Here is a 26,314-nt window from a genome sequence, read left to right as displayed (position 1 = left end):
CAATTTAGTTCACCTTAGCCCCATAACATCTTGCTACTGCAACTGCCTGCGCTATATCTAATTTCACATTTTTTAAATTAAAACTTGTAAAATCAATTCTATCAACTACCGCTCCTTTTAAATCTGCACCACTAAGTTTCGCCTTGCCTAATTGTGCACCGGTTAAATCCGCCTCACGTAAATCTGCTTTTTCTAAATTACATTCATATAGATCCGCTTCAATTAAACGTATACCCTTTAACATTTGTTTACTTAAGTTCGCGAACCTTAAATTCGTATAGGACCAATCACCCGATATGATAGTTATTCCGTCTAAATTCGCTTCTTCAAAATCAGAACCAGTCATTTTACATTCTTCAAACTTTGATACGAATAAATTCGCACCAACAAACTTACAATTCGCAAATGTAGTTCCTTTATGGATAGAAGCGTTAAAAAGAGCACCGGTAAAATCACATTCTATGAAATTACAATTTTCAGTATAAACTTCCGATGCATCTATCCCTCTAAAACGGCATTTTATGAATGTACAATTTTTCAATTCCTCTTCTTTAATCAAGACATCTTGAAAATCTATTTCTACATATTCTTTATTAACAAATTCACTCATAACTATTCCTCCATCTTCTTAAAGAAACCTCACTTCAAAAAAGTGAGGTTTCTTCTCATACAATATGCTTATCTAACCATAAAATCAAATCTTGAAATACTTCATCTTTATTTACTTCATGGAACATTTCATGTCTGCCATTTTCATATAAACGCAGCGTTACATCTGTCACGCCACATTTTTTATAATTTTCATATACTTCTTTTACACCTTTCCCCATATCCCCAACTGGATCACGATCTCCTGAAAAAATATGTATCGGAAGGTTTTTCGGTGTTTTCTTGAACTCTTCTAGTTTATTTACTTCTAATACACCAGAAAATAATTCTCGATAAAAACTCGTCGTACAAATGAATCCACATAACGGATCCGCAATATATTTATCAACTTGATTATTATCTGAAGATAACCAATCAAATTTTGTACGATTTGGTTTAAAGTGTGAATTGAAGTTTCCGAAAGATAAAAAGTTTAGCATCGGACTTTTCGTTTTTTCTCCGCGTAATTTCATCTCAATTGTCGCTACTTTATGACCGATACTTCCTAAAAGCCCTGGATTTCCACCAGTTCCTGAAATAAGGAATCCATCATATAATTCACCTTTCAGTTGTACAGCACGTCTTGATAAAAAAGATCCCATACTATGTCCAAGTAAAAATAACGGGCATGTCTGCTCTTTTCTTATCGTTTCTGATACAAAAATAACATCAGAAACAGCCTCATTCCAACCTACATTTGGTTTAAAATGACCATAATCTTCTTCTCTTTTCACTGTTTTCCCATGACCTTTATGATCATGTGCATAAACACCATACCCTGCTTCTAATAACGCAGCAATAAAGTCTGTATAAACACCTGCATGTTCTGTCATACCATGTGCAATTTGAATAATCCCTCGCGGATTTCTTTCTGGTAGCCACTTACGTAAATAAATTTCCGATCCATCCAATGCCGTAACGAAACTTTCCTGTACGTTCATTTCGTCAGCCCCCAACTCTATTATGTATATCAAAAAATGAATATCCATTCATTATTCTTATTATGTATTATATGCAATTGCCTTCATTATGACAAATGACTCACTTTTCCAATTAGCTCTTAAACTAATATATTGACGAACGAAAAATAAAATTGTATAGTTACTTACATAAAGTAATTATTATATTTTTGGGAGGTTTCTATTATGATGCCATCATTATTTTTAGCACACGGATCACCGATGCTTGCTATTCAAGATACAGACTATACAAGGTTTTTAAAAACACTTGGAGAAACATATAAACCGAAAGCAATTGTTATTTTCACTGCTCACTGGGAAAGTGAAGTATTAACGATTTCTTCATCAGATAACGAATATGAAACAATTTATGATTTTGGAGGTTTTCCTCCTGAGTTATACGAAATCAAATATCGTGCGAAAGGTTCTTCTAACATTGCATCTATGTTAGAAACAAAATTTAAAAACAAAGGTATTCCAGTCCATCATAATATGACGAGAGGTTTAGATCATGGCTCATGGACACTCTTGCACCGCATGTATCCAGAAGCAAATATTCCTGTCGTCCAAATTTCAGTCAATCCATTCCTTCCTGCAAAAGAGCAATTTAAGATTGGAGAAGCGCTTAAAGGACTTGGAAAAGAAGATATTTTAATAATCGGTAGCGGTGTTACCGTTCATAACTTACGAGCTTTGAAATGGAATCAAACGACACCCGAACAATGGGCCATTGAATTTGATGATTGGATTATTAAACATATGCAGACTACTGATAAAGATGCATTATTTAATTGGGAGAACAACGCCCCTCATGCACAATTAGCAGTACCAAGAGCAGAGCATTTTGTACCTTTATTTATCGCTATGGGAAGCGGTGAAAATAACGGTGAAATCATTCACCGCAGTTACGAACTTGGTACATTAAGCTATCTTTGTCTTCAATTTTAAAGAAAAGGATGAAGCAATCGTTGCTTCATCCTTTTCCTTTTTCATTCACTTAGTTAACTAACTTCCAAATGTCGTTTCTCTGATACCTCTTCGTTCTTATTATGAAAATAAACCCAAATGCACGCAATAAATAGTAATGATGAAGTAGAGAAGAAAACATATTGGAAGCCCGCATGTGCTGCAATTTGTCCACCAAGTACTGGTCCAATCATATTACCTAGAAACTGAAACGATTGATTATATCCAAATATTCGTCCCGTTACATGGGTTGGTGTATGTTGTTTTAGTAGAGTTTGTACGGAAGGTAATAATCCTGCTTGTGCGATACCTAATAAAAATCGAAGAATTAATAGTTGCCAAGCTGAGGTTACAAATGCTTGCGGGATAAAAATAATTCCTGCAGTAAACAACGCTACAACTAACGTTTTTTGAGGACCGATTTGATCTGATAATCTTCCTAGTCTTGGTGCTGCCAAAATAACCGCTAACCCTGTCGCTGACATAACTGCGCCTGCAATCATTTCAATATGAGCTGTTCCTGGGCCTTCTAAATTCTTTACATACAATGTAATAATGGGTTGAATTGACATGTTCGCAAGTTGAATAATAAATGTTGTTACAAACAAACTAATAATTAAATGCTTCGCTGGAACCATCGTCCATACTTTTTTCGTTTGTACTTTTTTTGCTTGAGCGGAGTGATTCTCTTCATGTAGGAAGAAAAAAACGATGAGAAAAGAAAGGAATAAAAAAGCTCCTGTAACAAGAAAAACATGGCGCATTCCAATTAACTCTGACAAATAACCACCAAGTAATGGGCCAAGTAAAGAACCGCTCACGCCACCTGTTGAAATTGTGGAGATTGCCCAACCTGAATGTTCTTTCGGAGTTTCTGCCGCAATAAATGTCATCGCCGTTGAAAGGAAACCAGATACTGCTCCCATTAAAAATCTTAGTGCGACTAGTTGATACACATCCGTTACAAATCCCATAAGCGTCATAATAATTGCCATACCAAGACTCGCACGAATAAGCATCAATTTCCGTCCATGTATATCACCAAGTTTTCCCCATATTGGTGATACGATCGCACCCATTAAAAATGTAATACCAAATGCAAGTCCCGACCACTGTGCAATACTTGAAGTTCCAGTTACTCCTAATTCCTCAATATAAAAAGATAAAAAAGGAATTACTAAACTCATACCGGCTGCAGTGGTAAAACAACCTAGCCAACAAATCATCAAATTTCGTTTCCAGCTGGCCATTTTCACACCTTCTTTCTTTAGATACCCATTCTACACCCTTTCTTGTAAAAAGTTTAGTAATTTGCTTTATTTGTAAGATTTACTACAAAACCCGCTATTTTCTAGTAAAAATCACTACATCTCTACATTTTTTTCATAAAAAAACCAACTCCCCTATATGAAGTTGGTTACTTATTCTCTATCGGTATTAAACGCGCATTACAATTTCTCTCATAAAACTCAATCGGACCTGCTTGTCCAATAATTGCGTATTCATATCCATCTTGCTTCATACTATGTAAACAACGATGTAACAATTGCTTCCCTACACCTTTCACACGATTTTGCTTTGCTGTGCCCATTGGACCAAACAATCCTTTCTTCCCTCTCACTACATCGTAACAAGCGAAACCTACTATCACTTCTTCTTGTTCTGCTATATAAATAGGTACATTTTCTTTATATGTACGAAATCCATATTCTATTGAACGTAACCAACGTTCACCAAATTCCTCATTCACAAAGCTTGCTAATTTTTCAAAATCAGAAGGGTTAGCCTTTCTAACAGTACAGATTAAATGATTATAAGTAGGATCAAAACATTTTAGATCGACAGCTAAATCTCTTGGCTCAGCTAGAATACGTAATATATCTTTTTGTATTTGTGCATTTCCAATAAACGTACCCGCGCGAAATAGTGCATCTATAACATGTCCTTCATTTATTATTACTTGCTGAAAACGCTCCATACGTTTCTTCGCTATTTGTAAAATTTCTAGCACCTTATAAGATACCTTATATTGTCCTATTTTTTCATACTCTTGATCCGTCAAATCATCTCGTTTTCGTAATGAAAGTTTTTCTAAAAAATCCGTACCCACGTTACGAAACAAATACATATACAACTCGCTGCAAACTCCAGTGCCTTCATTACACATGCCGATAAACAAATGAGCTGGTTGAATAATATTATTTTCCGCCTCTTCTGCTGCAATCTGTAATATGTTATGAACACGTTTTGTAAATTGAAATTCCTCCATATGTACCTTCATCCCCTACTACTTTACTATTAAACCGTAACCATAAATAAGTGAAACAATTATACCAACTACCAATATACCTGGCAGTAAATTTGCCACCTTAATTTTAATAATCCCAAGTAAGTTCAATCCAATAGCGGCTATCATAATACCACCTGTCGCTGTCATTTCCACTATAAATTGATTCATTAATGCTTTCGGGACTAAACTATTAATTTGTGTTGCAAAAACCGCAATACCGCCTTCGTATAAAATAACTGGAATTGCCGAAAACACTACACCAATTCCTAAAGTTGTCGTTAATATAATAGAAATAAATCCATCGATAATCGCCTTTGTAAATAAAATATCATGATTTCCGCGAATCCCGCTGTCGAGTGCACCAAGTATCCCCATCGCACCAATTGCAAAAATTAAAGTAGCTGTTACAAAGCCTTCTGATATGCTTCCTTTCCCTTTCGATCCAACTTTATTTTCTAGCCAATCACCTAACTGTTTTAACTTTTCTTCTAATTGTAGCCATTCCCCGATGACGGTACCAATTACAAGACTTAGTATGACAACAAGGAAATTTTCACTTTTCAAGGCCATTTGAAGTCCAAGCACAGTAACCGCTAAACCGATTGCATGCATAATTGTTCCCTTCATACTTTCTGGAATTCTACTAAATAATTTACCTAGTAAAGTACCTAATATAATACAAATCCCATTTACAACTGCTCCTAATATAACCATTTCTCATTCTTCACCCTTCGAATTCTTTATTTCTATATTTTGGTTTATTCATTGATTTACAGGTTATCTATATGTTAACTTAATATTGAGAATATTAACAAATGTTTTTCACTACATAAACCGCAATTTTTTGTAGTTATACATAAAGTGAAACTTTAACTAACGCGGGTTTTACTGCCTACAAATTGCGGTATAAACTCAAAAGGGAAGGTATTTATGACAACTTTACTAAAACGATTTCTGTTAATAGCCTTTTGCATTACACCAATTGTTTTATTAGTTAACTACTCTTTTACTTCAAAAGCGAAAGACAAATCCGATTTGCAAAACAAATCTAATAAAACCGCTTCAACAAGTGAAAAGAAAATAGAAGACCCGGAAATCACACTCACCTTCTCTGGTGATACAATGTTCGATTGGCAATTACGTCCTGTAATCGAAAAAAACGGGGCCGATTATCCATTCCAGCATGTTAAAGAAGAAATAACAAAAGCTGATATTTCTTTCGTTAATTTAGAGTCAGCATTTACAACGAGAGAAAAGAAAGCTCCTGGACAACTATTTTGGATTAAAAGTGATCCCTCCACACTACAAGCGATAAAAAACACTGGATATGACATCGTAAATATCGGAAATAACCATACTCTTGATTATGGGCAAGATGGATTATTAGACACGATTTCTCACGTAGAAAAATTAAAGTTCCCTTACATTGGAGCCGGAAAAAATGCAAAAGATGCATATACAGCACGTGAAATGACCGTAAAAGGGAAAAAGTTCAAATTTCTTTCCTTCGTTCGATTTATGCCTGATACGAATTGGGTAGCTGGTGACAATAAACCTGGTGTTGCGAACGGATATGATTTAAATCTCGTAACAAAAACAATTAAAGAACAAAAGCAAGATGCAGACTATTTAATCGTCTATATGCATTGGGGCGTTGAAAAGTCAAATCGTCCGGTAGAATACCAAAAGCAATATGTTCCTAAAATGGTTGAAGCAGGAGCTGACGCGATTGTCGGAAGTCATCCACATTGGCTTCAAGGATTTGAGTATTATAATAAAGTTCCTATCGCTTACTCATTAGGAAACTTTTTATTCCCAAGCTATGTGAGCGGGAAAAGCGCCGAAACTGGCGTATTAACTTTAACTTTTAAAGGAAAGGATGTCCAAATGTCATTCAATCCTTACATCATTCGCAACAACCAAATCTCCCCTGTAAATGAGGACGAAAAGAAAAAAGCTCTACAATATTTACAAACAATTTCAACTGACGTAGAAATTGATGATACAGGGAACATAAAAAACAAACGAAACTAGACACCGCAAGATTTATTTCTCTGTAACATACTTTACAGAATAGGTGATGAACATGCTGAAAGACTTATTAGAAAATGTAAGTTTGTTAGAGAATATTTATAAAATATCTATAGCCGTTCTACTTTTATGTTCATTTTTTTCTGTTAGACTTTTTAAAAAAATAAAACGTGAACGAAAGCTTACTACCTTTGAATTTACTATGTATGTAATCATTCGTACTGCGATATTCTTTTGGTTAACCAGCTTTATCCTTCTTGAATATGGAAAATATATTGTTTAATTATAAAAAGATAGATACAAGCAGCATTTCCGCTGTTTGCATCTATCTTTTTTATTTCAATTACAACTGTATGCTAACTCTTTCCTTCTATTAAATAAGCAAATCAAACAAAATAGGATTTTTATTAAGCTCCATAAATTGAATATTATTTTCTTTAAAACGAGTAGTTAATTGCTCATAATCCTCTTTATGTTTTAATTCTACGCCGACTAATGCTGGACCATTTTCTTTATTATGTTTCTTAATGTATTCAAAGCGCGTAATATCATCTTCTGGTCCTAATCCTTTATCAAGAAATTCTCTTAGCGCACCTGAACGCTGCGGGAATTCAATGATGAAGTAATGTTTTAGTCCTTCATAAATGAGCGAACGTTCTTTCATTTCTTGCATTCTATCAATATCATTGTTCCCACCACTTAGCGTACATACTACCGTTTTCCCTTTTATTTCATCTCTGTAAAGATCAAGTGCTGCAATAGAGAGTGCACCAGCAGGCTCAGCTACAATTGCGTTTTTCTTATACAGTTCTAAAATCGTCGTACAAACCTTTCCCTCTGGCACTAAAACAATGTCATCAATTACATCTTTACAAGTTTCAAATGTTAATTTCCCTACCTTTTTAACAGCTGCCCCATCAACAAAACTATCTATTTTCTCTAATGCGACATTTTCATTTTGAAGAAAAGCCTCTTTCATAGATGCAGCTCCCATTGGCTCTACACCAATGACCTTTGTAGCAGGGCTAACGCCTTTTACATATGTACCAACACCTGATGCTAACCCACCTCCGCCAATTGCGGTAAAGATATAATCCACTGGTTTCTCCATATCATGCATAATTTCAACTGCAACTGTCCCTTGACCCGCAACTACATACGGATCATCAAACGGATGAACGAACGTCATTCTATTTTCCTCACAATAGCGCTGTGCTTCTTGGAACGAGCTATCAAATGTATCACCAACTAATACAATTTCCGCAAAATCACCACCGAAAAATTGTACTTGCGATACTTTTTGTTTAGGTGTCGTTGTTGGCATGAAGATTTTTGACGGAATCTTCAATAAATTACACGTGTAAGCAACCCCTTGTGCATGATTGCCAGCACTTGCACAAACAACGCCGTTTTGTAATTGTTCTTTTGGTAAACTTTGAATTAAATTGTACGCACCACGAATTTTGAAAGAGCGAATCAATTGTAAGTCTTCTCTTTTTACATAAACGTCACAATCATATTTCTCAGATAAAACTGTATCACGTTGTAACGGTGTTTTAATAACGATATCTTTCATGCAATTATGAGCCATTAAGATATCTTCAATTTTCACTCTCTCCTTTACCTTTTGCACCATTTCATATCATCCTTATCTCTTTTAAATTGGCTCAATCAAAATTCGGGATTTTTAAAACTGCACCTGTATTCGCCGATGTTACCATCTGTGCATAACGCCCAAGCCAGCCAGTTTTCACTTTCGGTTCTGGTCGTTTCCATTCTTTTTTACGCTGATCTAATTCTTCATCACTAACTCTTACTTCTAACAATCTTTCCTCAACATCGATACAAACGATATCCCCTTGCTTGAGAAGTGCAATCGTTCCGCCCGCAGCTGCTTCTGGTGAAATATGCCCTACTGAAATACCACGTGAAGCACCAGAGAAACGTCCATCCGTTAATAGCGCAACATCTGCACCTAATCCCATACCAGCAATTGCTGAGGTTGGTGCTAACATTTCCGGCATACCAGGGCCGCCTCTTGGTCCTTCATAGCGGATAACAACTACATCGCCTTTCTTAACTTTCCCAAGCATAATGCCAGCAAGCGCCTCATCTTGTGAATTAAAAATAACGCAAGGTCCTTCAAATCGTTTTACTTCTGTTGCCCCGCTTTTAATAACTGCCCCGTCTTTCGCAAGGTTTCCTTTTAATATACGTAATCCCCCTTCTTCACTATGAGGGTTTTCGAGAGAATGAATCACTTCCTTATCTTTAATCTCTGCATGAGCAATATTTTCTCTTAACGTTTGCCCAGTAGCAGTAATACGATCTAAATGAAGCACACCTTCTTTTCGGCTCATCTCTTTCAAAATGGCACTAATCCCGCCAGCTCGATCAATATCTTCCATATGCCAATTGGAAGCAGGGCTTACTTTACATAAATGTGGTACACGTCTTGAAACGGCATCAATACGGTTCATATCGTAATCTAATCCAGCCTCTTGCGCGAGCGCCAATGTGTGTAACACTGTATTTGTTGAACCGCCCATCGCCATATCAAGCGCGAACGCATCATCAATTGCTTCTTCCGTTACGATGTCTCTTGGTTTAATATCTTTTTCAATTAAAACTTTTAATTTCTCTGCTGCTTGTTTAATTAATTCTTCGCGTCTTGGATCGATGGCTAAAATACTTCCGTTACCAGGCAGAGCTAAACCTAACACTTCACATAAACAGTTCATAGAGTTCGCTGTAAACATACCGGAACAAGAACCACAAGATGGACAGCCATGATCTTCAATATCCTTTAATTCTTCTTCTGAAATTTTCCCAGATTGATAAGCTCCTACTCCTTCGAAAACAGAACTTAAATCAACAACGTCTCCTTTAGATGTTTTTCCAGCCGCCATCGGACCACCTGAAACAAATACAGTTGGAATATTAATACGAAGTGCAGCCATCATCATACCAGGTGTGATTTTGTCACAGTTTGGAATACAAATCATGCCATCAAACCAATGTGCATTTACAACCGTTTCTACTGAATCTGCAATGATTTCACGACTCGGAAGCGAATAACGCATACCGATATGCCCCATCGCAATACCGTCATCTACTCCAATTGTATTAAATTCAAATGGAACCATACCCGCTGCACGCACCGCTTCTTTAACAAGTTTCCCAAACTCATTTAAGTGCTTATGACCTGGAATAATTTCAATAAAAGAATTACAGATAGCTATAAACGGTTTATCAAAATCTTCATCTTTCAAACCAGTTGCTTTTAATAAACTACGGTGCGGCGCTTTATCAAAACCTTTTTTAATCATGTCACTTCTCATCTTTTCAAATCCCCTCTTACGTATTTTTCACTTATAATCTCTTACTCTATTTCTTTACTAATTCTTTCGATGCATGAATCCAGCTCATCATTTCACGAAGCTCTGCCCCTACTTTTTCTAACTGATGATTTTGCTCTGCTTTTTTCATCGCATTATATGTTGGACGCCCAGCTTGGTTTTCTAAAATCCATTTCTTCGCGAATTCACCTTGCTGAATTTCTGTAAGTACTCGTTTCATTTCTTTCTTCGTTTCATCTGTAACAATTCTCGATCCTGTTACATAATCTCCAAACTCAGCCGTATCTGAAATCGAATGGCGCATGTTCGTTAAACCACCTTCGTACATTAAATCAACAATTAACTTTAATTCATGTAAACATTCAAAGTATGCAATTTCAGGACGATATCCGCCTTCTGTCAATGTTTCAAAACCAGCTTTCACAAGTGCAGTTACTCCGCCGCAAAGCACTGCTTGCTCTCCGAATAAGTCTGTCTCCGTTTCTTCTTGGAATGTCGTTTCAATTACACCTGCACGTGTACAACCTACCCCTTTTGCATACGCAAGCGCTACACGTAATGCCGTGCCCGTAGCATCTTGATGTACTGCGACTAATGCCGGAACACCATTTCCTTCTTGGAATACACGACGAACGAGATGACCTGGACTTTTTGGAGCGACCATCGCTACATCTACGTAACTTGGCGGATTAATTTGTCCGAAGTGAATATTAAATCCATGTGAGAAAAGTAACATTTGCCCTTCACGGAGATTCTCTTCTACCTCTGCTTTATACACATGGGCTTGCTGTTCATCTGGTAATAGCATTTGTACAACTTGTGCGGTTCGAACCGCTTCTGAAACAGACATTACTTCAAACCCATCTGCTTTTGCTACTTCAAAAGACTTACCATGGCGAACACCAACTACAACTTCCACACCAGAATCACGTAAATTTTGTGCCTGCGCATGACCTTGAGATCCATAACCAATTACCGCAACTGTTTTCCCTTGTAATAACTCTAAATTTGCATCTTTCTCATAATACGTTTTCATATTCCATACACCCCTTATAATTTATTTACTTGCAGTACATCAATTAATTTTTTCAACTGACCAACAAGTAATGTCGCTTCACTTTCAGTACAAACTGCTGTGAGTTTCATTTCAGAAACGCCACTAGTATCTCTTTCGTTTAAATGTAAAGAAGAAATATAATAACCACGCCGAGCAAAAATTCCACTTATACGCAATAAGACGCTTGGCTCGTTATGAATAACGAGTGAAAAAGTATGACTCATTCTTCCCACCTCTTCATAATCATTTCGTTATTCCCTTTGTTTGGCGGAACCATCGGAAATACGTTTTCACCTTCTTCTACACAAAAATCAACTACGATAGGACCTTCATGAGCAATTGCTTCTAACATCACTTGTTTCGCCTCGGTTGAATTTTTCGCTCTTAATCCTTTCACTCCATAAGCTTCTGCCACTTTCACAAAATCTGGCGATCCAATTTTTGACTCTGATAAACGATTTTCATAAAACATTTCTTGCCATTGCCTTACCATCCCTAAAAATTTGTTATTTATAATAAATACTTTTACAGGAATATTATTTTCAGCAATTGTTTGTAGTTCTTGAATGTTCATTTGAAAAGAAGCATCGCCTGCAATACAAATGACGAGTTCTTCTTCTTTTGCAAGCTGAGCACCAATTGCTGCCGGGAAACCAAACCCCATCGTTCCTAGTCCGCCAGATGTTAGAAAAGTCCGTGGATTTTTCGCTTTATAAAAATGCGCAGCCCACATTTGATGCTGTCCTACTTCTGTCGTAACAATCGCTTCACCATTCGTTACTTCACTTACTAGGCTAATAACATGTTGTGGTTTTAACTCACTTTCTTTTTGATTGTAGGAAAGAGGGTATTCAGCTTTCCATTCCTTGATTTTCGTAAGCCATTCTTTTGTTTGTGTACAAATTTGCATATGTAACAGCTTGTGTAACGCTTTTTTCACATCACCGACAACCGGATATTCCACAGTTACATTTTTATGAAACTCTGAAGAATCTATATCAATATGTACCTTTTTCGAATGCGGAGAAAAGAGTTCTAATTTTCCTGTTACACGATCATCAAAGCGAACACCTAAAGCAAGTAGTAGATCACATTCTGTTACTGCCATGTTTGCAGCATACGTTCCATGCATGCCGAGCATTCCTAAAAATAATGAATCTCCCGGCGGATATGCACCAAGTCCCATTAAAGTGGAAACGACAGGAATACGATTCTCCCTCGCAAATTTGATGAGTTCATCAGATCCACCCGAATGAATGACACCTCCTCCAATATAAAGAAGTGGGCGTTTAGCTTTTGAAATTTCTTTAGCCACCTCTCTAAGCTTTATACTGTCTGGCATAGGCTCTATTTTGTATCCTGGAATCTCAATTACTTCATTATAAAAACTTGTTACCTTTTCATTTTGAACATCTTTTGGAATATCAATTAATACTGGCCCTGGTCGCCCGCTTTCGGCGATGTAAAAAGCTTCTTGTACAATACGTGATAAATGATTCACATCACGAACTTGATAATTATGCTTCGTAACAGGTACTGTAATCCCGACAACATCTGCTTCTTGAAATCCATCTTTACCAATTAAGGGCTTTGCAACTTGCCCTGTAATGACAACTAAAGGAATCGAATCCATATAAGCATCCGCTAATCCTGTAACTAAATTTGTCGCTCCTGGGCCAGAGGTAGCAAAGACTACCCCGACCTTTCCAGAAGCTCTCGCATATCCTTCTGCCGCATGAATGGCAGCTTGTTCATGACGAGTTAAAACGTGCTTCAAACCACTTCCGTATAACGCATCATACACTGGCAAAATCGCTCCGCCTGGATAACCGAAAACGGTAGTTACACCTAAATTCTTCAAGCATTGAATAACGTGTCCAGCTCCTGTCACTTCTTCACAATGCAATTTCTCACGTGTTGTATACTGTTGCTCCATTTCAATTAACTCCTCTCCCTACCTACAGTAAGCTTTCCGCTAATCCTGGAACACGTACTCCTCTTTCTCTCGTTAACTTTTTAAATTCCTCTGTCAATTGTTTCGTTACACTTCCTGGTTTCCCATCTCCAATTTCTCTTGAATCAACTTTTACAACTGGAATTAATTCTGCTGCCGTTCCCGTTAAAAATACTTCATCTGCTACATATACGTCATGGCGAGTAAACGGTCTTTCCTCACACCGAATATTAAGTCGCTCACATAACTCAATCACACTATTTCTCGTAATACCTTCTAGCGCCCCTAAATAAGAAGGAGGTGTTAACACCTTTCCATCTTTCACAACGAAAACATTATCTCCAGATCCTTCACAAACATATCCTTGTTGATTTAACATAAGTGCTTCTAGCACTCCAGCTTGTGCCGCTTCAATTTTTACAAGTACGTTATTTAAATAGTTCATTGACTTAATACGTGGGTCTAATGCATCTGGCGTATTACGTCTTGATGCAACAGATACAACGCTTAATCCATTATCGTAAAATTCCTGTGGGAATAACTTTAATTGTTCTGCAATGATAATAACGCTCGGTTTCACACAACTTCTCGGATCGAGCCCTAAGTCACCTTTTCCTCTTGAAACAATTAACCGAATGTAAGCATCCGCATACTCATTTTTTTGCAATGTTTGCAAAACTGCTTCTTCCATTTCTTCAACCGTCAGCGGGATTGTAAGTAAAATAGATTTTGCCGATTCATATAATCGTTTTACATGTTCTTTTAAACAAAATACATTTCCACCGTAACTACGAATCCCTTCAAATACACCGTCTCCGTATAAAAAACCGTGATCATATACTGAAACAACTGCCTTTTCTTTTTCTACAAATTCCCCATTCATATAAATGTACTGGTTTCCCATCTCACATCGCTCCTCTTTTTTTCTCTCTATTTTGCAACCTATTTTTATATCGATTGCTGAGATGAGTATTTTTAACAGAATATTCAGTATATATACCTTAAAAATATACTCGTCTCAACAATCAATTACATACATACTTGTAGCAATCCATTGCTGAGACGAGGGAATCGTGGTACCACTCAGCTTCCTTACACTTCTCACGAAATATAAGCTCTGCAAGTCCAATTAGACTTTTTGTTTTTCTATCGGAAACAGCTCCGCTACTTTTTACTAGTTTTCAAAAGTAGTGCTCCGTGGTGATCTTCAATGATGAAATTGTTACCACCCTCACAGCTTCTAGGCAGCTCTCTGAAACAATTTTTATCATTTACTCTCCGCTTCTACGCATTCTCTTATTCTATTTTTAAAATAAAAACTCTCGCCTCAGCAATCAACTACTACAATTTAGTAGCTTTGATTGCTGAGGCGAGAGTTTCGCGGTACCACTCAGCTTCCTTATATTTCTCACGAAATATAAGCTTTGCAGGTCCAATTAGACCCCCGTCCTTTTACCGGAGACGATGCCGTCGCCCTCTACTCAGTTTCCCTTTCGCAAGCGATGCTCCGAGGTGATCTTCAATGATTCGATTGTTACTACTCTCACAGCCTAGGAGCAGCTCTCTGAAACGATCATAACCATCTACTTTCCTCTTCTTTGCATATACAACATATAAAGTTAGAAAATTCTTAATTCACTTTTATTTGTTAAACGTATTATAGGACGTTGTTCTTTTCATTGTCAACATGTTTTTCCAAAAAAAAAAATAAAATTCAATCAATTTAAAGGAAGTCTATTTATTTTTTCTCAAACAAAATCGGAATGAACTTCTTACACATACTCATATATTACTTAAGTATGTTCACATTACTACATAAAGAAAAACAACTTAATAACATATAAAATTTTATGAGGAGATGAGAAAACTATGTTAAAAGGAAAAGTGGCATTAGTTACAGGAGCAAGCCGAGGAATTGGACGTGCTATTGCAAAACGTTTAGCAAACGACGGTGCATTAGTTGCTATTCATTACGGAAATCGAAAAGAAGATGCTGAAGAAACTGTTTATGAAATTCAATCAAATGGCGGATCTGCTTTTTCTATCGGTGCAAACCTTGAATCTTTACATGGTGTAGAAACCCTTTATAGTTCTTTAGATAGCGAATTACAAAAAAGAACTGGTAGTACTAAATTTGATATTTTAATAAACAACGCTGGAATTGGTCCTGGTGCTTTTATTGAAGAAACGACTGAACAATTTTTTGATAGAATGGTTTCAGTTAATGCAAAAGCACCGTTCTTTATCATCCAACAAGCTTTATCTCGTTTACGTGACAATAGCCGAATTATTAATATTTCATCCGCTGCCACTCGTATTTCTTTACCTGATTTCGTTGCATATAGCATGACGAAAGGCGCTATTAATACAATGACTTTCACACTAGCAAAACAGCTCGGAGCACGAGGAATAACAGTGAATGCAATACTTCCTGGATTTATTAAAACAGATATGAATGCGGAACTCTTGAGCGACCCAATGATGAAACAGTACGCTACTACCATTTCCGCTTTTAATCGCTTAGGTGAAGTAGAAGATATTGCCGATACCGCGGCATTTCTCGCTTCTCCAGACAGCCGCTGGGTTACTGGACAATTAATTGATGTTAGCGGGGGATCTTGCTTGTAATTTCTTAATCTACTTACACAAAAAAAGGCCAGCACCTTTGCTGGCCTTTTTCACTGTGTAAAACGATAGCCTACTCCCCAAATTGTCTCGATATATGATTTATCGAATGGATCGAGTTCAATTTTGTGACGAATATTTTTCACATGTACAGCAACCGTTGCTGCATCACCAATTACATCCATCCCCCATACAGTTTCAAAAAGACGATCTTTACTAAATACTTGATTTGGATTTTCTGCCATACAAGTTAATAAATCAAATTCTTTTCCTGTTAACATGACCTCAGTTCCATTTACAAATACACGTCGGGCCGATTTATCAATAAACAATCCTCGAATACGAATTTCATCTTTTATTAGTTCTCGCTTTCCTGTTAAACGATCATAACGAGCTAGATGAGCATTTACACGTGCCACCATTTCACTCGGGCTAAACGGTTTTATAATATAATCATCTGCTCCAAAACCTAACCCTTTAATTTTATCGATTTCCTCTTGTTTTGCGGACACCATAAGTATTGGTATGTCCTTTTCCAATCGAACTTGTTTACAAATTTCATATCCATCTATTCCTGGTAACATTATGTCTAAAATTAACAAGTCATAATCCTCCAGAAGAACTCTTTGTAAACCTTTTTCGCCAGAGTAATCAATATCTACTGTATACCCAGCAACCTCTAAATAATCCTTTTCTAACTCTGCTATAATAGCTTCATCTTCAATAATTAAAATCCTTTTCAAGATGCTCTCCTTTTTCTAATTGATTTTTTGTAATGTAAATGCCAGCGTCGTTCCTTTACCTTTTTTACTTTCTACCCAAATATCACCACCATGTTGTGTGATAATCTGATGTGCAATTGACAAACCAAGTCCGCTTCCACCTGTTTTAGAATTTCTAGAATGATCTGCACGATAGAACCTTTCAAATATATGAGGCAATGCCTTCTCTTCTATTCCTACCCCATTATCTTTTATGTAAATCGTTACATAATCAATTGATTCGATCATGCGAATTCCTATATATCCTTCTTCTTTATCCATATACTTCACACTATTCCAAATGATATTTGTAATAACACGACGTAATTTTTCACGATCACCTTTTACCAAAATAGAAGTATCCTTTTGAGCATCCCATCTCACTGCAATTCCCTTATCTTGTAATTCAAGCTGTAGTTCTTCTATACAATCAGATAAGTATTGATTAATTTCAACCTCTTCAAATTGAAACGGTTCCTCTTTTAAATCAAGTTTTGAAAAGAGAAAAAGCTCGTCAATTAATTGATCCATATCAAACACTTTATTATAAATAATCGTTAAATATTTATCTAATTGTTCCGGAGTTCGAGCGATCCCCTCTTTAATTCCTTGTACATAACCTTTAATAGCCGTAATTGGCGTCCGTAAATCATGAGAAATATTTGAAAGCAACTCTTTACGATTTTTTTCATATTGCATTTGCAACTCAACCGATTCCTTCAACCTCCCACGCATCTCTTCAAACGATAAACTTAATTCACCTATTTCATCTTTCGCAAGTGGCTTTACTTGAAATTCTAAATCACCCTTTTGAATTCTTTCCGTTGCCTGCTTTAATGAATGCAATGGTTTAATAATACTCCTTGATATAAAATATGTTAATATTCCATTCGTTATAATTAACCCAAGTATTAAAGAGAATACGAAATACGGGAAAAATTCTCTAATCATTTCTTCTAAAGGATTTACATACTCAAATACAAAAATACTAACCTTATCCTTCTCTTCATCGTAGTAATCAAATTGCTTATAGTAAAAAGAATTACCCTCTATTTTCACATCCATTCCTTTTCTTTGTCCTTCTGTTTCAAATGCGGGTAGGTATTTATCAAACGAAGAGATTTTAAAATATGGAGATAAATATGTAAGCTCATCATTTTTTCGAATTAGTAATCCTGCTTGATTATCGTTTAATTCTTTATCAGTTTCCTTTAAAAAATTTATATCTTCCAATTTTTCTGGAGCATACGATGAAAGAATTTTCAATCTACTAAAAATATCATCTTCATCTTCTTTTGTACGAATAGCACCCTCCTGCTCTTTATCAATGAGAGAATGACTATTTTGATTAAGACCAATGATTGCTTTTGCAATACGAATATCACCAAATAAAGTAACACTAATTAATATAACTGCTATACCGCAAAAAACGATTGGAATAATTACCATCGCAACATACGACAACAGCAATCTAATACGGATTGACATTGCAGAACTCCTATGAACATTATAATTTTAGCTTGTTACAGAATTTACCGGAAACGAAACTTGACTCATCCAAATACCAGCTAATAATACGAGTATAGCTAGAACAATTTCTAAGAGCAATAAACGGCGATTAACTGTTCCAATATCTTTACCCCATGTTTTCGTTTGTCTCCATGCTACAATTGTAATTATACATACAGTAAGAATCTTTATATTTAAAAGGTTCGTCCATATTGAATTAAAATTAAAAAGTACCCAATTCCTCGTCTGTAAAAACACAATTAATTCCCCAGAAAGAAATGCTAGAATAAATGAAGTACCAGCAATAATACTAAAATGTTTACGAAAACGCTTTTGATCAAATGTAATTTTGTATAATGTTGTCCACGCTATAACAAGAGCTAAATAAATAAGTGCTCCTAGCCACACTGCAATACTCATAACGTGGATCATTCTAATTATAACTGCTGCCCAATTTGGATTCGTAATCCATACATGGCCTGTGAAAGAAAAACTCGCAACAAGAAATCCCCAAATTAGCGCATACCATTCGTTCCCCATATGTTGCAAAGACATAAGAACTAATAATAGCAGTTGAATCATAATAACAACTGAAAATGGCGAATGAATAAGTAAACTCCCCTTCGGCATAATTGACTTATATACTATTAATTCGGCTATTAATCCTACTACAAGTATAGAGAAGAAAATCTTTTTCATATTTTTCATTCTTTGCAATATAGAAGGTAATCTATAACGTTTTACAAACATATCGAGCCACTTTACTCCTGCTCCAATTAAAATCATTCCCTCTACAATATAGCGTAGTGTTACTATCATAACATCTGAAAATACTGAGCCATTCCCACTCACATTTCCCTCTACCACTGCATTAGTTTGTACTTCTTCTCCAATTGAAAAGGGATAGCCTCCTTCACTCGGATGTCCGTCTGCAGATATCATAGACCACCTTACTGTGTATGTACCATTATTTAAGTTTGGTATCTTCACTTTTATTTTTGTTGGGTTATCTAATATTTCAACCTTTGATACTTGCACTCTCTTTGCACTTGGATCTAGCAGTTCAATATTGACTACATTTCCTGTAACTGGTTCACTAAATTCAAGAATAATCTGTTCCGGTTGTACTGTAAGAACCTCACCCTCTTTAGGGGTGATTCCTATAACACTTGTATGAGCAAATACACTACTATGAGAAAATAAAAATATACTTACACTTGTTAAAATAAATACTATCATTCTATAAAGCATGAAAACCTCCGTATTATTATTCTGGATGATTACCTGAGTGATCTCCGGTAGAAAATGGAGTAGTTACCCCCTCATAATTCATCATCGTATGCATTCCTTTTTCCGCATGAACGAGATGATGACAATGAACCATCCATAGTCCACTATTATTTGCCTCTAAAGCAATTTCATATTCTTCTCCCGGAAAAACATTAACTGTATCTAAGTAAATCGGACTTCCCTCCATTGGTTTACCATTTTTAGAAATAACCTGGAATGTATGTCCATGCAAATGCATTGGATGAATTTCTTCCCCCTTATTTTTAAAGCGAATCTTAACTTTATCTCCTTTCTCTACTTTAATGGGTGGAATATCAGGTGATGTCTTTCCATTAATCGTATACACCCATTTTTCTTGTCCATTTATATCTTTCACACCTTCTGCCAAATCCATATCATAGACCTTTGTAAACTTTGAATCTATCGTAAACTTGCCAACTTCTTTTTCTCCATATTTCGTAAAGTCAAACCATGGATAACTCTTTATATCAATAGGTTTTTTCGGCAAAGAACCGTTCCCAATAGTCGCCGTTAACATTCTATTCATTTTCTTAGATGGATCCACATTAATAAGTTTTACACTCGTTGTTTCCGGCATTTTAAAAACAAGGTCATAACGTTGTGCAGCTCCCATCGGAAGAATTGCTTTATCTAGCTCGTCCCCACCTTTTATATCACGACCATCTAATGCGATAATTTGAAATGGCGCCCCAACTAATGTCATTAAATGCGTATTATTCCCAGCATTAATTATGCGAAGGCGTACTGTTTCACCTGGTTTTGCATCCAATCGTAGCCCCTCACTCGTATCATTTAATGTAAATACATCGTAATCATCTCCATCAGATAAATCTTTAAGTTGATCATTACTTGGCATCATTAACGGTCCTTCTAAATTTTGCGCCTTTTCATTTCGAATATGGTTGCTAGGATAGCTATCCCAATCTTTATCTTGTTCGCTATTATGATTACGGGCTTTTATATCTCCTGTTTTCCATTCATGAATTGCCACTGTATAATCCTTTTCATATTTTACAGCTGGTTTATTCGGTTCAATCACAATAGTTCCAAATAGTCCCCGCTCCGTTTGTATCGCACTTTTTTGATGTGAATGATACCAATATGTCCCTACCTGATCAGCATTAAATGCATATGTATATGTTTCCCCTGGTTTTATAGCATTTTGCGTAACACCTGGAACACCATCTACCGCCGCCGGGACATCTAATCCGTGCCAATGGATTGTAACTGGTTCTGGCAATTCATTTTTCAAATTTACAACAATACGTTCACCTTGTTTCACTCGAATTTGAGTACCCGGTGATGTTCCATCAAATGTCCACGCATCTACCTTTTTCCCATTTTCCAAATCTATGCTTGCTACTTTCGCCGTAATATTAAAAGTTTTTGTAACCCTTTTTTTGGCATCTGACTCAGCAATAGATGTAATTGATTCTGAAGTAGATGTTGCATCTGTTAACTTCTTTTTTTCATTTGTACCTGGGTAATTATTTATTAAAAAATATCCCAAAATAACCAATCCTAATAGTAAGCATGCCGCAATCAATATATTTCTTAAATCGCTTTGTATAAATTCTTTTTTCATATTAGTCTCTCTTTCATTTTTTGTTGTAAACTATTAATTTTCATACGTGGATTCATTGCCTATCACCTCACATATTCACTTCGATTTACATCATAACACTCAGAAAAAAAGAAACTTTGAAGGAATTTTAAAGACTTTATAAAGAAATATATTTCAATTTCTCTTTACTTCTAAATCTTTTTTATTGCGCAATAAAAAAGATTGTATAATACTATATAAAACATATATATTTAGGAGGATTACAACAATGTCCGAAAAAACATACGAACTCGCAACCTTTGCAGGCGGTTGCTTTTGGTGCATGGTAAAGCCATTTGATGAACTACCTGGTATTCATAAAGTACTTTCTGGCTATGCAGGTGGTCATGTAGAAAACCCAACATATGAACAAGTAAAAGCCGGTACATCTGGTCATTTAGAAGTTGTACAAATCACATTCGACCCTTCTATTTTTCCATATGCAAAATTACTAGATTTATATTGGCCACAAATCGATCCAACTGATGATGGCGGACAATTCTTTGACCGTGGTCCATCTTATCGCACTGCTATTTTTTATCATAATGAAACGCAAAAAGAGCTTGCTGAAAAATCAAAACAAGCTCTTGCAGAAAGCGGTATGTTTAAAGACCCAATCGTAACTGAAATCCGCTCGGCTGCACCTTTTTATGAGGCTGAAGAATACCATCAACATTTCTATAAAAAGAACCCAGAGAAATATGCTACTGAGCAAAAAGAATCTGGGCGTGAAGACTTTATAAAAGAAAATTGGCAAAAAAAATAATAAAAATGCATCGTACTTTTTAAGTGCGATGCATTTTTATCTTTGAAAAAAGTACCATACAATGATGAGAACAACCGCTGTTAATGTCCAAAGTGCTATCTCGTTTTTCACTCTACTCTTTTTCTTAGTCATTTCATCTCCTCCTAATAGCAATACAACATATTCAAGATTTCCTCTGTTTAATTGTCCACCTTATATACGTGAATACATCTTTACAAATTCTTATAACAAGACCACCAATGATTCCGATTGCAATTGAAATTACTAACATCTGTCCAAAACTAAGAGTAGTTGTGTATGTTATGTAGAGAACAACGCATACAAGCAAAACATCCGGTAAAGAAAACAAAAACTTTTTAAGCATTTCTTCAGCTCTCCTATGTCTTATTTATCTCTTCTACTGTAGCTTTGAAATAAAATTTATTTAAAAATTCCATTTAGACACTCATTTTACGGAAAAAAATAAGAACCTCTTTTAAGAAGGGATTCTTATCTACGTATCCTATTCCATAATTACTCCTAAAATAGAATAATATTACTAGTGATTTATTGTACATTAACTATTTGCCAGGCAATCGGATGTTGCGCCAACTACTTACATCGCATTGACCGTATGTATTATCACCTGCCGCTACCACCGTGCCATCTAATTTAAGACCGACCGTATGCGCACAACCCGCCGCTATCGCTACAATATCTTTCCATTCGCTTACATTACATTGGCCATATCGATTATTACCTACTGCCGCCACTGTACCATCTGATTTAAGAGCGATTGTATGATTACTCCCTGCAGCTACTGCCACAATATCTCTCCAACTGCCTACATCGCATTGACCAAGTTTATTATGACCCACAGCCATCACTATGCCATCCGATTTCAAACCAACAGTATGAAGATAACCAGCTGCCAACGCCACAATACCCCTCCATTCGCTTACATTACATTGGCCATATCGATTATTACCTACTGCCGTCACCGTTCCATCCAATTTAAGACCAACTGTATGCCAGTCACCCGCCGTGACCGCCACAATATCTCTCCAGCTATTTATATTACATTCTCCTTCTTTATTTCGCCCGACCGCTATTACCGTGCCATCCAGTTTAAGACCAATAGTACGACGCCATCCTGCCGCAACCGATACAATATTATGCCAGTCGTTCACATCACACTGATCATGCTTATTCCATCCCACCGCTTCCACAGTATTATCACATTTCAGTGCGATTGTATGAGCGTTACCGGTGTTCGTCGCCATATGAACATTGCCCGCTGCGACTGCTTCAATATCATACCAGCCGCTTACATTGCATTCTCCTTCTTTATTTCGCCCTACTGCTACTACCGTGCCATCTGATTTAAGAGCAACTGTATGCCCCCGACCTGCCGCTATCGTATCTTTAGGCCACCGTTTCACTTTTAACATCTCTTCTTTCAGTGAAATATTATTCATATTTACCTCCTTCAAAATAAGCCACTGTATCAAACTTTATTTTCACTCTACATCTTCAAAAAAATAAATACCTCTAGTTTATAAACTAGAGGTATTCTACTCATTTCTTTAATCGCTCAATAAAATCCTGTAATTTATCAAGTGATTTCATATTACGATTACAAGCTTCACCATCTTTACAAATATAGTTTCCCTTTTTCACGAAAGTTCCTTGTATATCACCTTTAATTTCCACTAAAAACATTCCAACTTCTTCATGCCCATGACATAATGAACAAATGCTTTTTTTATTTAAACTTTGGAACGTACCTTGCAGACCAACAAACTTATTTTTATCATTTTTCGCTATAATAAATTTCCTGCTTGACCCTTTATCAATCCAGCTTAAATAAGATAATTCTTTCATATCCAGTTCTTCCATATCAGGAAGTTTTAATTTTTTCGCTTTAGGAAATAATTTTTTTAATGTTTGCGCTGTAACTTCCTGAAACGGAATGACATACGGATTTATTTTCATTAAAAACGATTCTGCATCTTCTCTATTTTGAACTGTTAATACCGTATCAATTAACTCTTTCTGTTCATCCGTTAAATTCTCAAATACATGTATTATCTTTTCAATCGCAAGTGATTTTAACGCTTGAATGACACCTCTATCATTTGCCGTTGCATGCCCATTTGCTAAAATATAAGCTTGTGATTTTATAAAATTGTATTGATCACTTCTAATAAAAGCTTCCATCTTTATCACTCCATACAAATTGTTGATCTAGTTTTATTGTATACAAAGATTCAGCTTTTTGATATGTAAAAGATAACTTAGAAACGAATATTACATACTTCGATTATGTTCTATCGCTTCATTTCCTGACAAAAGAAACCATCATCTGTTTTCCATTCTGCATATAATACATCTTCAAATTTAGTAATCCCTTTTTGCTTTATTTGTTTATACAGCCATCCTTCATCAAAACCAGCTTCTCTCAAATTATCTTTCACTACTTTCCCATCACTAATTAATGAAATCGGTAAGTATACAGGCTTATGTTTTAAACTTAAATCATTGATAGTGGGTGATTCATATTTACTTTTCTTCAGAACGCTTATGTTCCCATTAGGTTCCAAAATCATATATTCAACTTCTCTGATTGAAAATATGTCTTTTTGTTGCCTAAGCATTTGTTGTAATTGATTAATATCCAAATGATTTGAACTTAGTTGTGCCCGATCAATATACCCATTACGGATAATGATTGAAGGTGATCCTTCAAAAAAACTTCTCGTCCCTCTAAATTTTTGTGTTATCACTTCTATTGAATAGATTAACACTACCCATACAAGTACTGCATATAAAATAGACCATATTTTTATTTTCGGATCATATATAGTATTTCCGACTAATTCTCCGAGAACAATGGCAGAAATAAAATCAAATGGTGTTAACTGAGATATTTGTGTTTTCCCTAATATTTTAGTAGCAATCAATAGCACAAAAAAACCAAAAAATAGTTCTATCGTTATTTGTCCTAAATGATTCATAAATGCTCACCTTTCTGCTTTTCACTCAAATGCTCTATATTCTAGTAAAAAAACGGCACATTTTTTCTATTATCTTGTCCATTCATACACAATATATCCAATACATACAAAGCAAAAAGAGTCTAGTTCAAAATAATATTTGAACTAGACTCTTTTATCTTCATTTAGAATACACTATCTTTTTAATCGTTTCTCCGGACAGAAAATACTCCTCTGCAAGTTGATGAACGGAAACCCCACTTTTAAACGCTTCTTTAATCGCTTTATTTCTTTCATCTAATTGTTTTCTTCCTCCAGATCGTGTACCCCATTTATAATGTTTCGTTTCTTGTTTTGGAATGTAAATTGTTTCACCTTGTATATACTTTTGAATTTCAATAATTAAACTTTCTGGTAAAACCGTTGCAGCTTTAACGTATTTCATTTCTGCTCGCCCCTTATTTTTTATGGTTCATTTCAATAAGGTGCAAAGCCAAATATAAAAAATGATACGAGCTCATTTAGGCGATTGTATATTACTTGTCTACCTCACGCAAAGTATCGCCATTTCCATACTTGGCTTTGCATGAGACGTTGCAGTGTCCGGCAATTGAATTATAATCGCCATTTAAACACCTCCTAATATACCTTTTGCATTTTATTATATGATAAATCTCTGCTCCTTGCATCCACATCCTTTTTAAAGCATGAAATTACTTAGTTTGATATAATACTTTTTAGTCCAATCCAAAAATATAGTGAGGTTGCTTTGTGAAAAAGAAAATAATTATTACAATCGTTACATTATTCATTATTACTGCAGCATTATTTGGAACATACAAATTGATGAACGCAAGAAGTTTTCAATTGTTTGGAGATTTAACAAATCGAGTAGAAACAAATGAAAAAGTGATTGCTTTAACTTTTGATGATGGCCCTACGAACAATGTAAAACAAATATTACCGCTACTAGATACATACAATGCAAAAGCTACATTCTTTTTAATCGGCAATGAATTAGAGAAAAACCTATCGTTAGGAGAAGATATCGTACAATCTGGACACCAAATTGGAAACCATACATACTCTCATAACAGAATGGTTTTTAAAACACCTTCTTTTATTAAAGAAGAAATAGAAAAAACGAATGCATTAATCCGCCAAACAGGATATACAGGCGAAATTGATTTTAGACCACCTAACGGAAAAAAGCTAATTGGTCTGCCCTATTATTTAAATAAAAATAATATCGAAACAATTACATGGGACCTTGAACCTGATACTTTTTATAAGTCTGCTGCTGATAAAATTGAATATGTTAATAAAAATGTAAAACCAGGTTCTATCATTTTACTGCACCCTATGTATGATAAGTCTAATGAAAATTTACAGACCATCGAAGGTATTTTAGACTCTTTATCTAAAAAGGGCTATCAGTTTGTAACAGTAAACGAACTGCAAAAAAGAGCAAAGTAAAAAGGTAGCGTATCATAGAGCGAT

Annotated in this window: 26 protein-coding genes and 2 other annotated features; of the genes, 6 read left to right on the top strand and 20 right to left on the bottom strand. The window is 35.6% G+C overall.

Annotated features, from left to right (window positions below):
- Positions 1 to 4: 4 nt before the first annotated feature.
- Positions 5 to 610, bottom strand: coding sequence for a pentapeptide repeat-containing protein (locus MHB74_RS09295; RefSeq protein ID WP_061676662.1), 606 nt, complete (start codon positions 608 to 610; stop codon positions 5 to 7).
- 55 nt (positions 611 to 665) lie between these two features.
- Complete coding sequence (locus MHB74_RS09290) at positions 666 to 1,589, bottom strand: alpha/beta hydrolase (protein WP_061676661.1); 924 nt, start codon at positions 1,587 to 1,589, stop codon at positions 666 to 668.
- Between the two features lie 204 nt (positions 1,590 to 1,793).
- Here MHB74_RS09290 and MHB74_RS09285 point away from each other — a divergent pair, with 204 nt between their 5' ends.
- Entirely contained in the window at positions 1,794 to 2,555 is a 762-nt protein-coding gene (locus MHB74_RS09285; RefSeq protein WP_061676660.1) for a DODA-type extradiol aromatic ring-opening family dioxygenase, read from the top strand.
- Positions 2,556 to 2,608: 53 nt separating this feature from the next.
- Here the strand turns inward: MHB74_RS09285 and MHB74_RS09280 are convergent, their stop codons facing one another.
- From MHB74_RS09280 to MHB74_RS09270, 3 genes are all read right to left on the bottom strand, one after another.
- The gene (locus MHB74_RS09280) at positions 2,609 to 3,823 is read right to left on the bottom strand and encodes a multidrug efflux MFS transporter (RefSeq protein WP_061676659.1); all 1,215 of its coding nucleotides are present in this window, start codon (positions 3,821 to 3,823) and stop codon (positions 2,609 to 2,611) included.
- A gap of 167 nt (positions 3,824 to 3,990) precedes the next feature.
- A complete protein-coding gene (locus MHB74_RS09275; protein ID WP_061676658.1) occupies positions 3,991 to 4,842 on the bottom strand; it encodes a GNAT family N-acetyltransferase in 852 nt (283 codons plus the stop codon).
- Between the two features lie 18 nt (positions 4,843 to 4,860).
- A complete protein-coding gene (locus tag MHB74_RS09270; RefSeq protein WP_061676657.1) occupies positions 4,861 to 5,577 on the bottom strand; it encodes a DUF554 domain-containing protein in 717 nt (238 codons plus the stop codon).
- 216 nt (positions 5,578 to 5,793) lie between these two features.
- Between MHB74_RS09270 and MHB74_RS09265 the strand changes: the two genes are divergently transcribed.
- Both MHB74_RS09265 and MHB74_RS09260 read left to right on the top strand, forming a co-directional pair.
- On the top strand, positions 5,794 to 6,897 hold the full coding sequence (locus tag MHB74_RS09265) for a CapA family protein (protein ID WP_061676656.1): 1,104 nt from the start codon (positions 5,794 to 5,796) through the stop codon (positions 6,895 to 6,897).
- A gap of 52 nt (positions 6,898 to 6,949) precedes the next feature.
- Positions 6,950 to 7,177 (top strand): hypothetical protein, encoded by a 228-nt coding sequence (locus MHB74_RS09260; RefSeq protein ID WP_061676655.1) that lies wholly within the window; start codon positions 6,950 to 6,952, stop codon positions 7,175 to 7,177.
- Positions 7,178 to 7,267: 90 nt separating this feature from the next.
- On the opposite strand, the gene ilvA is transcribed toward MHB74_RS09260, so the two are convergent.
- Genes ilvA through ilvE form a run of 6 tightly spaced genes read right to left on the bottom strand, consistent with a single transcriptional unit; the run spans position 7,268 to position 14,168 of the window.
- A complete protein-coding gene (gene ilvA, locus MHB74_RS09255; RefSeq protein WP_061676654.1) occupies positions 7,268 to 8,530 on the bottom strand; it encodes a threonine ammonia-lyase IlvA in 1,263 nt (420 codons plus the stop codon).
- Between the two features lie 31 nt (positions 8,531 to 8,561).
- On the bottom strand, positions 8,562 to 10,235 hold the full coding sequence (ilvD, locus tag MHB74_RS09250) for a dihydroxy-acid dehydratase (protein ID WP_061676653.1): 1,674 nt from the start codon (positions 10,233 to 10,235) through the stop codon (positions 8,562 to 8,564).
- 46 nt (positions 10,236 to 10,281) lie between these two features.
- Positions 10,282 to 11,289 carry a ketol-acid reductoisomerase gene (ilvC, locus tag MHB74_RS09245; RefSeq protein ID WP_061676652.1) on the bottom strand — a complete coding sequence of 336 codons (1,008 nt, stop codon included), beginning with the start codon at positions 11,287 to 11,289 and terminating at the stop codon, positions 10,282 to 10,284.
- Positions 11,290 to 11,303: 14 nt separating this feature from the next.
- Positions 11,304 to 11,534: an ACT domain-containing protein gene (locus MHB74_RS09240; protein WP_061676651.1), complete on the bottom strand. Its 231-nt coding sequence runs from the start codon at positions 11,532 to 11,534 to the stop codon at positions 11,304 to 11,306.
- The gene (ilvB, locus tag MHB74_RS09235) at positions 11,531 to 13,246 is read right to left on the bottom strand and encodes an acetolactate synthase large subunit (RefSeq protein ID WP_061676650.1); all 1,716 of its coding nucleotides are present in this window, start codon (positions 13,244 to 13,246) and stop codon (positions 11,531 to 11,533) included. The genes MHB74_RS09240 and ilvB overlap by 4 nt, the downstream gene beginning before the upstream one ends.
- Before the next feature lie 22 nt (positions 13,247 to 13,268).
- The gene (ilvE, locus tag MHB74_RS09230) at positions 13,269 to 14,168 is read right to left on the bottom strand and encodes a branched-chain-amino-acid transaminase (protein WP_000528140.1); all 900 of its coding nucleotides are present in this window, start codon (positions 14,166 to 14,168) and stop codon (positions 13,269 to 13,271) included.
- A 151-nt stretch (positions 14,169 to 14,319) separates the two neighbouring features.
- Positions 14,320 to 14,560 (bottom strand) — a binding site (T-box leader).
- A 66-nt stretch (positions 14,561 to 14,626) separates the two neighbouring features.
- Positions 14,627 to 14,872 (bottom strand) — a binding site (T-box leader).
- Positions 14,873 to 15,133: 261 nt separating this feature from the next.
- On the opposite strand from ilvE, the gene MHB74_RS09225 reads away from it, so the two are divergent.
- Complete coding sequence (locus MHB74_RS09225; RefSeq protein ID WP_061676649.1) at positions 15,134 to 15,892, top strand: SDR family oxidoreductase; 759 nt, start codon at positions 15,134 to 15,136, stop codon at positions 15,890 to 15,892.
- Between the two features lie 50 nt (positions 15,893 to 15,942).
- On the opposite strand, the gene MHB74_RS09220 is transcribed toward MHB74_RS09225, so the two are convergent.
- The 4 genes from MHB74_RS09220 to MHB74_RS09205 are packed head-to-tail and all read right to left on the bottom strand — an operon-like array spanning position 15,943 to position 21,055.
- The gene (locus MHB74_RS09220; RefSeq protein WP_061676648.1) at positions 15,943 to 16,632 is read right to left on the bottom strand and encodes a response regulator transcription factor; all 690 of its coding nucleotides are present in this window, start codon (positions 16,630 to 16,632) and stop codon (positions 15,943 to 15,945) included.
- Positions 16,633 to 16,647: 15 nt separating this feature from the next.
- Positions 16,648 to 18,138: a sensor histidine kinase gene (locus MHB74_RS09215; protein WP_061676647.1), complete on the bottom strand. Its 1,491-nt coding sequence runs from the start codon at positions 18,136 to 18,138 to the stop codon at positions 16,648 to 16,650.
- 27 nt (positions 18,139 to 18,165) lie between these two features.
- A complete protein-coding gene (locus MHB74_RS09210; protein WP_061676646.1) occupies positions 18,166 to 19,410 on the bottom strand; it encodes a copper resistance CopC/CopD family protein in 1,245 nt (414 codons plus the stop codon).
- Positions 19,411 to 19,426: 16 nt separating this feature from the next.
- On the bottom strand, positions 19,427 to 21,055 hold the full coding sequence (locus MHB74_RS09205) for a multicopper oxidase family protein (RefSeq protein WP_061676645.1): 1,629 nt from the start codon (positions 21,053 to 21,055) through the stop codon (positions 19,427 to 19,429).
- Between the two features lie 247 nt (positions 21,056 to 21,302).
- Between MHB74_RS09205 and msrA the strand changes: the two genes are divergently transcribed.
- A complete protein-coding gene (msrA, locus tag MHB74_RS09200; protein WP_061676644.1) occupies positions 21,303 to 21,839 on the top strand; it encodes a peptide-methionine (S)-S-oxide reductase MsrA in 537 nt (178 codons plus the stop codon).
- 163 nt (positions 21,840 to 22,002) lie between these two features.
- Here the strand turns inward: msrA and MHB74_RS09195 are convergent, their stop codons facing one another.
- From MHB74_RS09195 to MHB74_RS09175, 5 genes are all read right to left on the bottom strand, one after another.
- A complete protein-coding gene (locus MHB74_RS09195; protein ID WP_061676643.1) occupies positions 22,003 to 22,203 on the bottom strand; it encodes a hypothetical protein in 201 nt (66 codons plus the stop codon).
- A gap of 196 nt (positions 22,204 to 22,399) precedes the next feature.
- On the bottom strand, positions 22,400 to 23,296 hold the full coding sequence (locus MHB74_RS09190) for an RCC1 domain-containing protein (RefSeq protein ID WP_061676642.1): 897 nt from the start codon (positions 23,294 to 23,296) through the stop codon (positions 22,400 to 22,402).
- Between the two features lie 100 nt (positions 23,297 to 23,396).
- On the bottom strand, positions 23,397 to 24,038 hold the full coding sequence (locus MHB74_RS09185; protein ID WP_061676641.1) for a FusB/FusC family EF-G-binding protein: 642 nt from the start codon (positions 24,036 to 24,038) through the stop codon (positions 23,397 to 23,399).
- Between the two features lie 110 nt (positions 24,039 to 24,148).
- Positions 24,149 to 24,835: a DUF421 domain-containing protein gene (locus MHB74_RS09180; RefSeq protein WP_061676640.1), complete on the bottom strand. Its 687-nt coding sequence runs from the start codon at positions 24,833 to 24,835 to the stop codon at positions 24,149 to 24,151.
- A 160-nt stretch (positions 24,836 to 24,995) separates the two neighbouring features.
- On the bottom strand, positions 24,996 to 25,259 hold the full coding sequence (locus MHB74_RS09175; protein WP_061676639.1) for a CD3324 family protein: 264 nt from the start codon (positions 25,257 to 25,259) through the stop codon (positions 24,996 to 24,998).
- Positions 25,260 to 25,585: 326 nt separating this feature from the next.
- On the opposite strand from MHB74_RS09175, the gene MHB74_RS09170 reads away from it, so the two are divergent.
- Positions 25,586 to 26,290, top strand: a complete 705-nt coding sequence (locus MHB74_RS09170; protein ID WP_061676638.1) for a polysaccharide deacetylase family protein — start codon at positions 25,586 to 25,588, stop codon at positions 26,288 to 26,290.
- Positions 26,291 to 26,314: the final 24 nt, after the last annotated feature.

Origin of the sequence: Bacillus sp. FSL K6-0069, assembly GCF_038007785.1 — a bacterium.
Classification (GTDB): domain Bacteria; phylum Bacillota; class Bacilli; order Bacillales; family Bacillaceae_G; genus Bacillus_A; species Bacillus_A mobilis.
The sequence above is the reverse complement of the archived record's forward strand: the minus strand, read 5'-3'. Positions and strand labels throughout refer to the sequence as shown.

Bases quoted from the DNA above. Each gene is read 5' to 3' on its own strand.
- MHB74_RS09205 (WP_061676645.1), bottom strand. From the start codon at position 21,055: ATGAAAAAAGAATTTATACAAAGCGATTTAAGAAATATATTGATTGCG.
- MHB74_RS09215 (WP_061676647.1), bottom strand. From the start codon at position 18,138: ATGTCAATCCGTATTAGATTGCTGTTGTCGTATGTTGCGATGGTAATT.
- MHB74_RS09280 (WP_061676659.1), bottom strand. From the start codon at position 3,823: ATGGCCAGCTGGAAACGAAATTTGATGATTTGTTGGCTAGGTTGTTTT.
- MHB74_RS09285 (WP_061676660.1), top strand. From the start codon at position 1,794: ATGATGCCATCATTATTTTTAGCACACGGATCACCGATGCTTGCTATT.
- ilvB (WP_061676650.1), bottom strand. From the start codon at position 13,246: ATGGAGCAACAGTATACAACACGTGAGAAATTGCATTGTGAAGAAGTG.
- MHB74_RS09275 (WP_061676658.1), bottom strand. From the start codon at position 4,842: ATGGAGGAATTTCAATTTACAAAACGTGTTCATAACATATTACAGATT.
- MHB74_RS09195 (WP_061676643.1), bottom strand. From the start codon at position 22,203: ATGCTTAAAAAGTTTTTGTTTTCTTTACCGGATGTTTTGCTTGTATGC.
- ilvE (WP_000528140.1), bottom strand. From the start codon at position 14,168: ATGGGAAACCAGTACATTTATATGAATGGGGAATTTGTAGAAAAAGAA.
- ilvA (WP_061676654.1), bottom strand. From the start codon at position 8,530: ATGGTGCAAAAGGTAAAGGAGAGAGTGAAAATTGAAGATATCTTAATG.
- MHB74_RS09185 (WP_061676641.1), bottom strand. From the start codon at position 24,038: ATGGAAGCTTTTATTAGAAGTGATCAATACAATTTTATAAAATCACAA.
- MHB74_RS09180 (WP_061676640.1), bottom strand. From the start codon at position 24,835: ATGAATCATTTAGGACAAATAACGATAGAACTATTTTTTGGTTTTTTT.
- msrA (WP_061676644.1), top strand. From the start codon at position 21,303: ATGTCCGAAAAAACATACGAACTCGCAACCTTTGCAGGCGGTTGCTTT.
- MHB74_RS09210 (WP_061676646.1), bottom strand. From the start codon at position 19,410: ATGCTTTATAGAATGATAGTATTTATTTTAACAAGTGTAAGTATATTT.
- MHB74_RS09240 (WP_061676651.1), bottom strand. From the start codon at position 11,534: ATGAGTCATACTTTTTCACTCGTTATTCATAACGAGCCAAGCGTCTTA.
- MHB74_RS09270 (WP_061676657.1), bottom strand. From the start codon at position 5,577: ATGGTTATATTAGGAGCAGTTGTAAATGGGATTTGTATTATATTAGGT.
- MHB74_RS09260 (WP_061676655.1), top strand. From the start codon at position 6,950: ATGCTGAAAGACTTATTAGAAAATGTAAGTTTGTTAGAGAATATTTAT.
- MHB74_RS09290 (WP_061676661.1), bottom strand. From the start codon at position 1,589: ATGAACGTACAGGAAAGTTTCGTTACGGCATTGGATGGATCGGAAATT.
- MHB74_RS09225 (WP_061676649.1), top strand. From the start codon at position 15,134: ATGTTAAAAGGAAAAGTGGCATTAGTTACAGGAGCAAGCCGAGGAATT.
- MHB74_RS09175 (WP_061676639.1), bottom strand. From the start codon at position 25,259: ATGAAATACGTTAAAGCTGCAACGGTTTTACCAGAAAGTTTAATTATT.
- ilvC (WP_061676652.1), bottom strand. From the start codon at position 11,289: ATGAAAACGTATTATGAGAAAGATGCAAATTTAGAGTTATTACAAGGG.
- MHB74_RS09190 (WP_061676642.1), bottom strand. From the start codon at position 23,296: ATGAATAATATTTCACTGAAAGAAGAGATGTTAAAAGTGAAACGGTGG.
- MHB74_RS09295 (WP_061676662.1), bottom strand. From the start codon at position 610: ATGAGTGAATTTGTTAATAAAGAATATGTAGAAATAGATTTTCAAGAT.
- MHB74_RS09265 (WP_061676656.1), top strand. From the start codon at position 5,794: ATGACAACTTTACTAAAACGATTTCTGTTAATAGCCTTTTGCATTACA.
- ilvD (WP_061676653.1), bottom strand. From the start codon at position 10,235: ATGAGAAGTGACATGATTAAAAAAGGTTTTGATAAAGCGCCGCACCGT.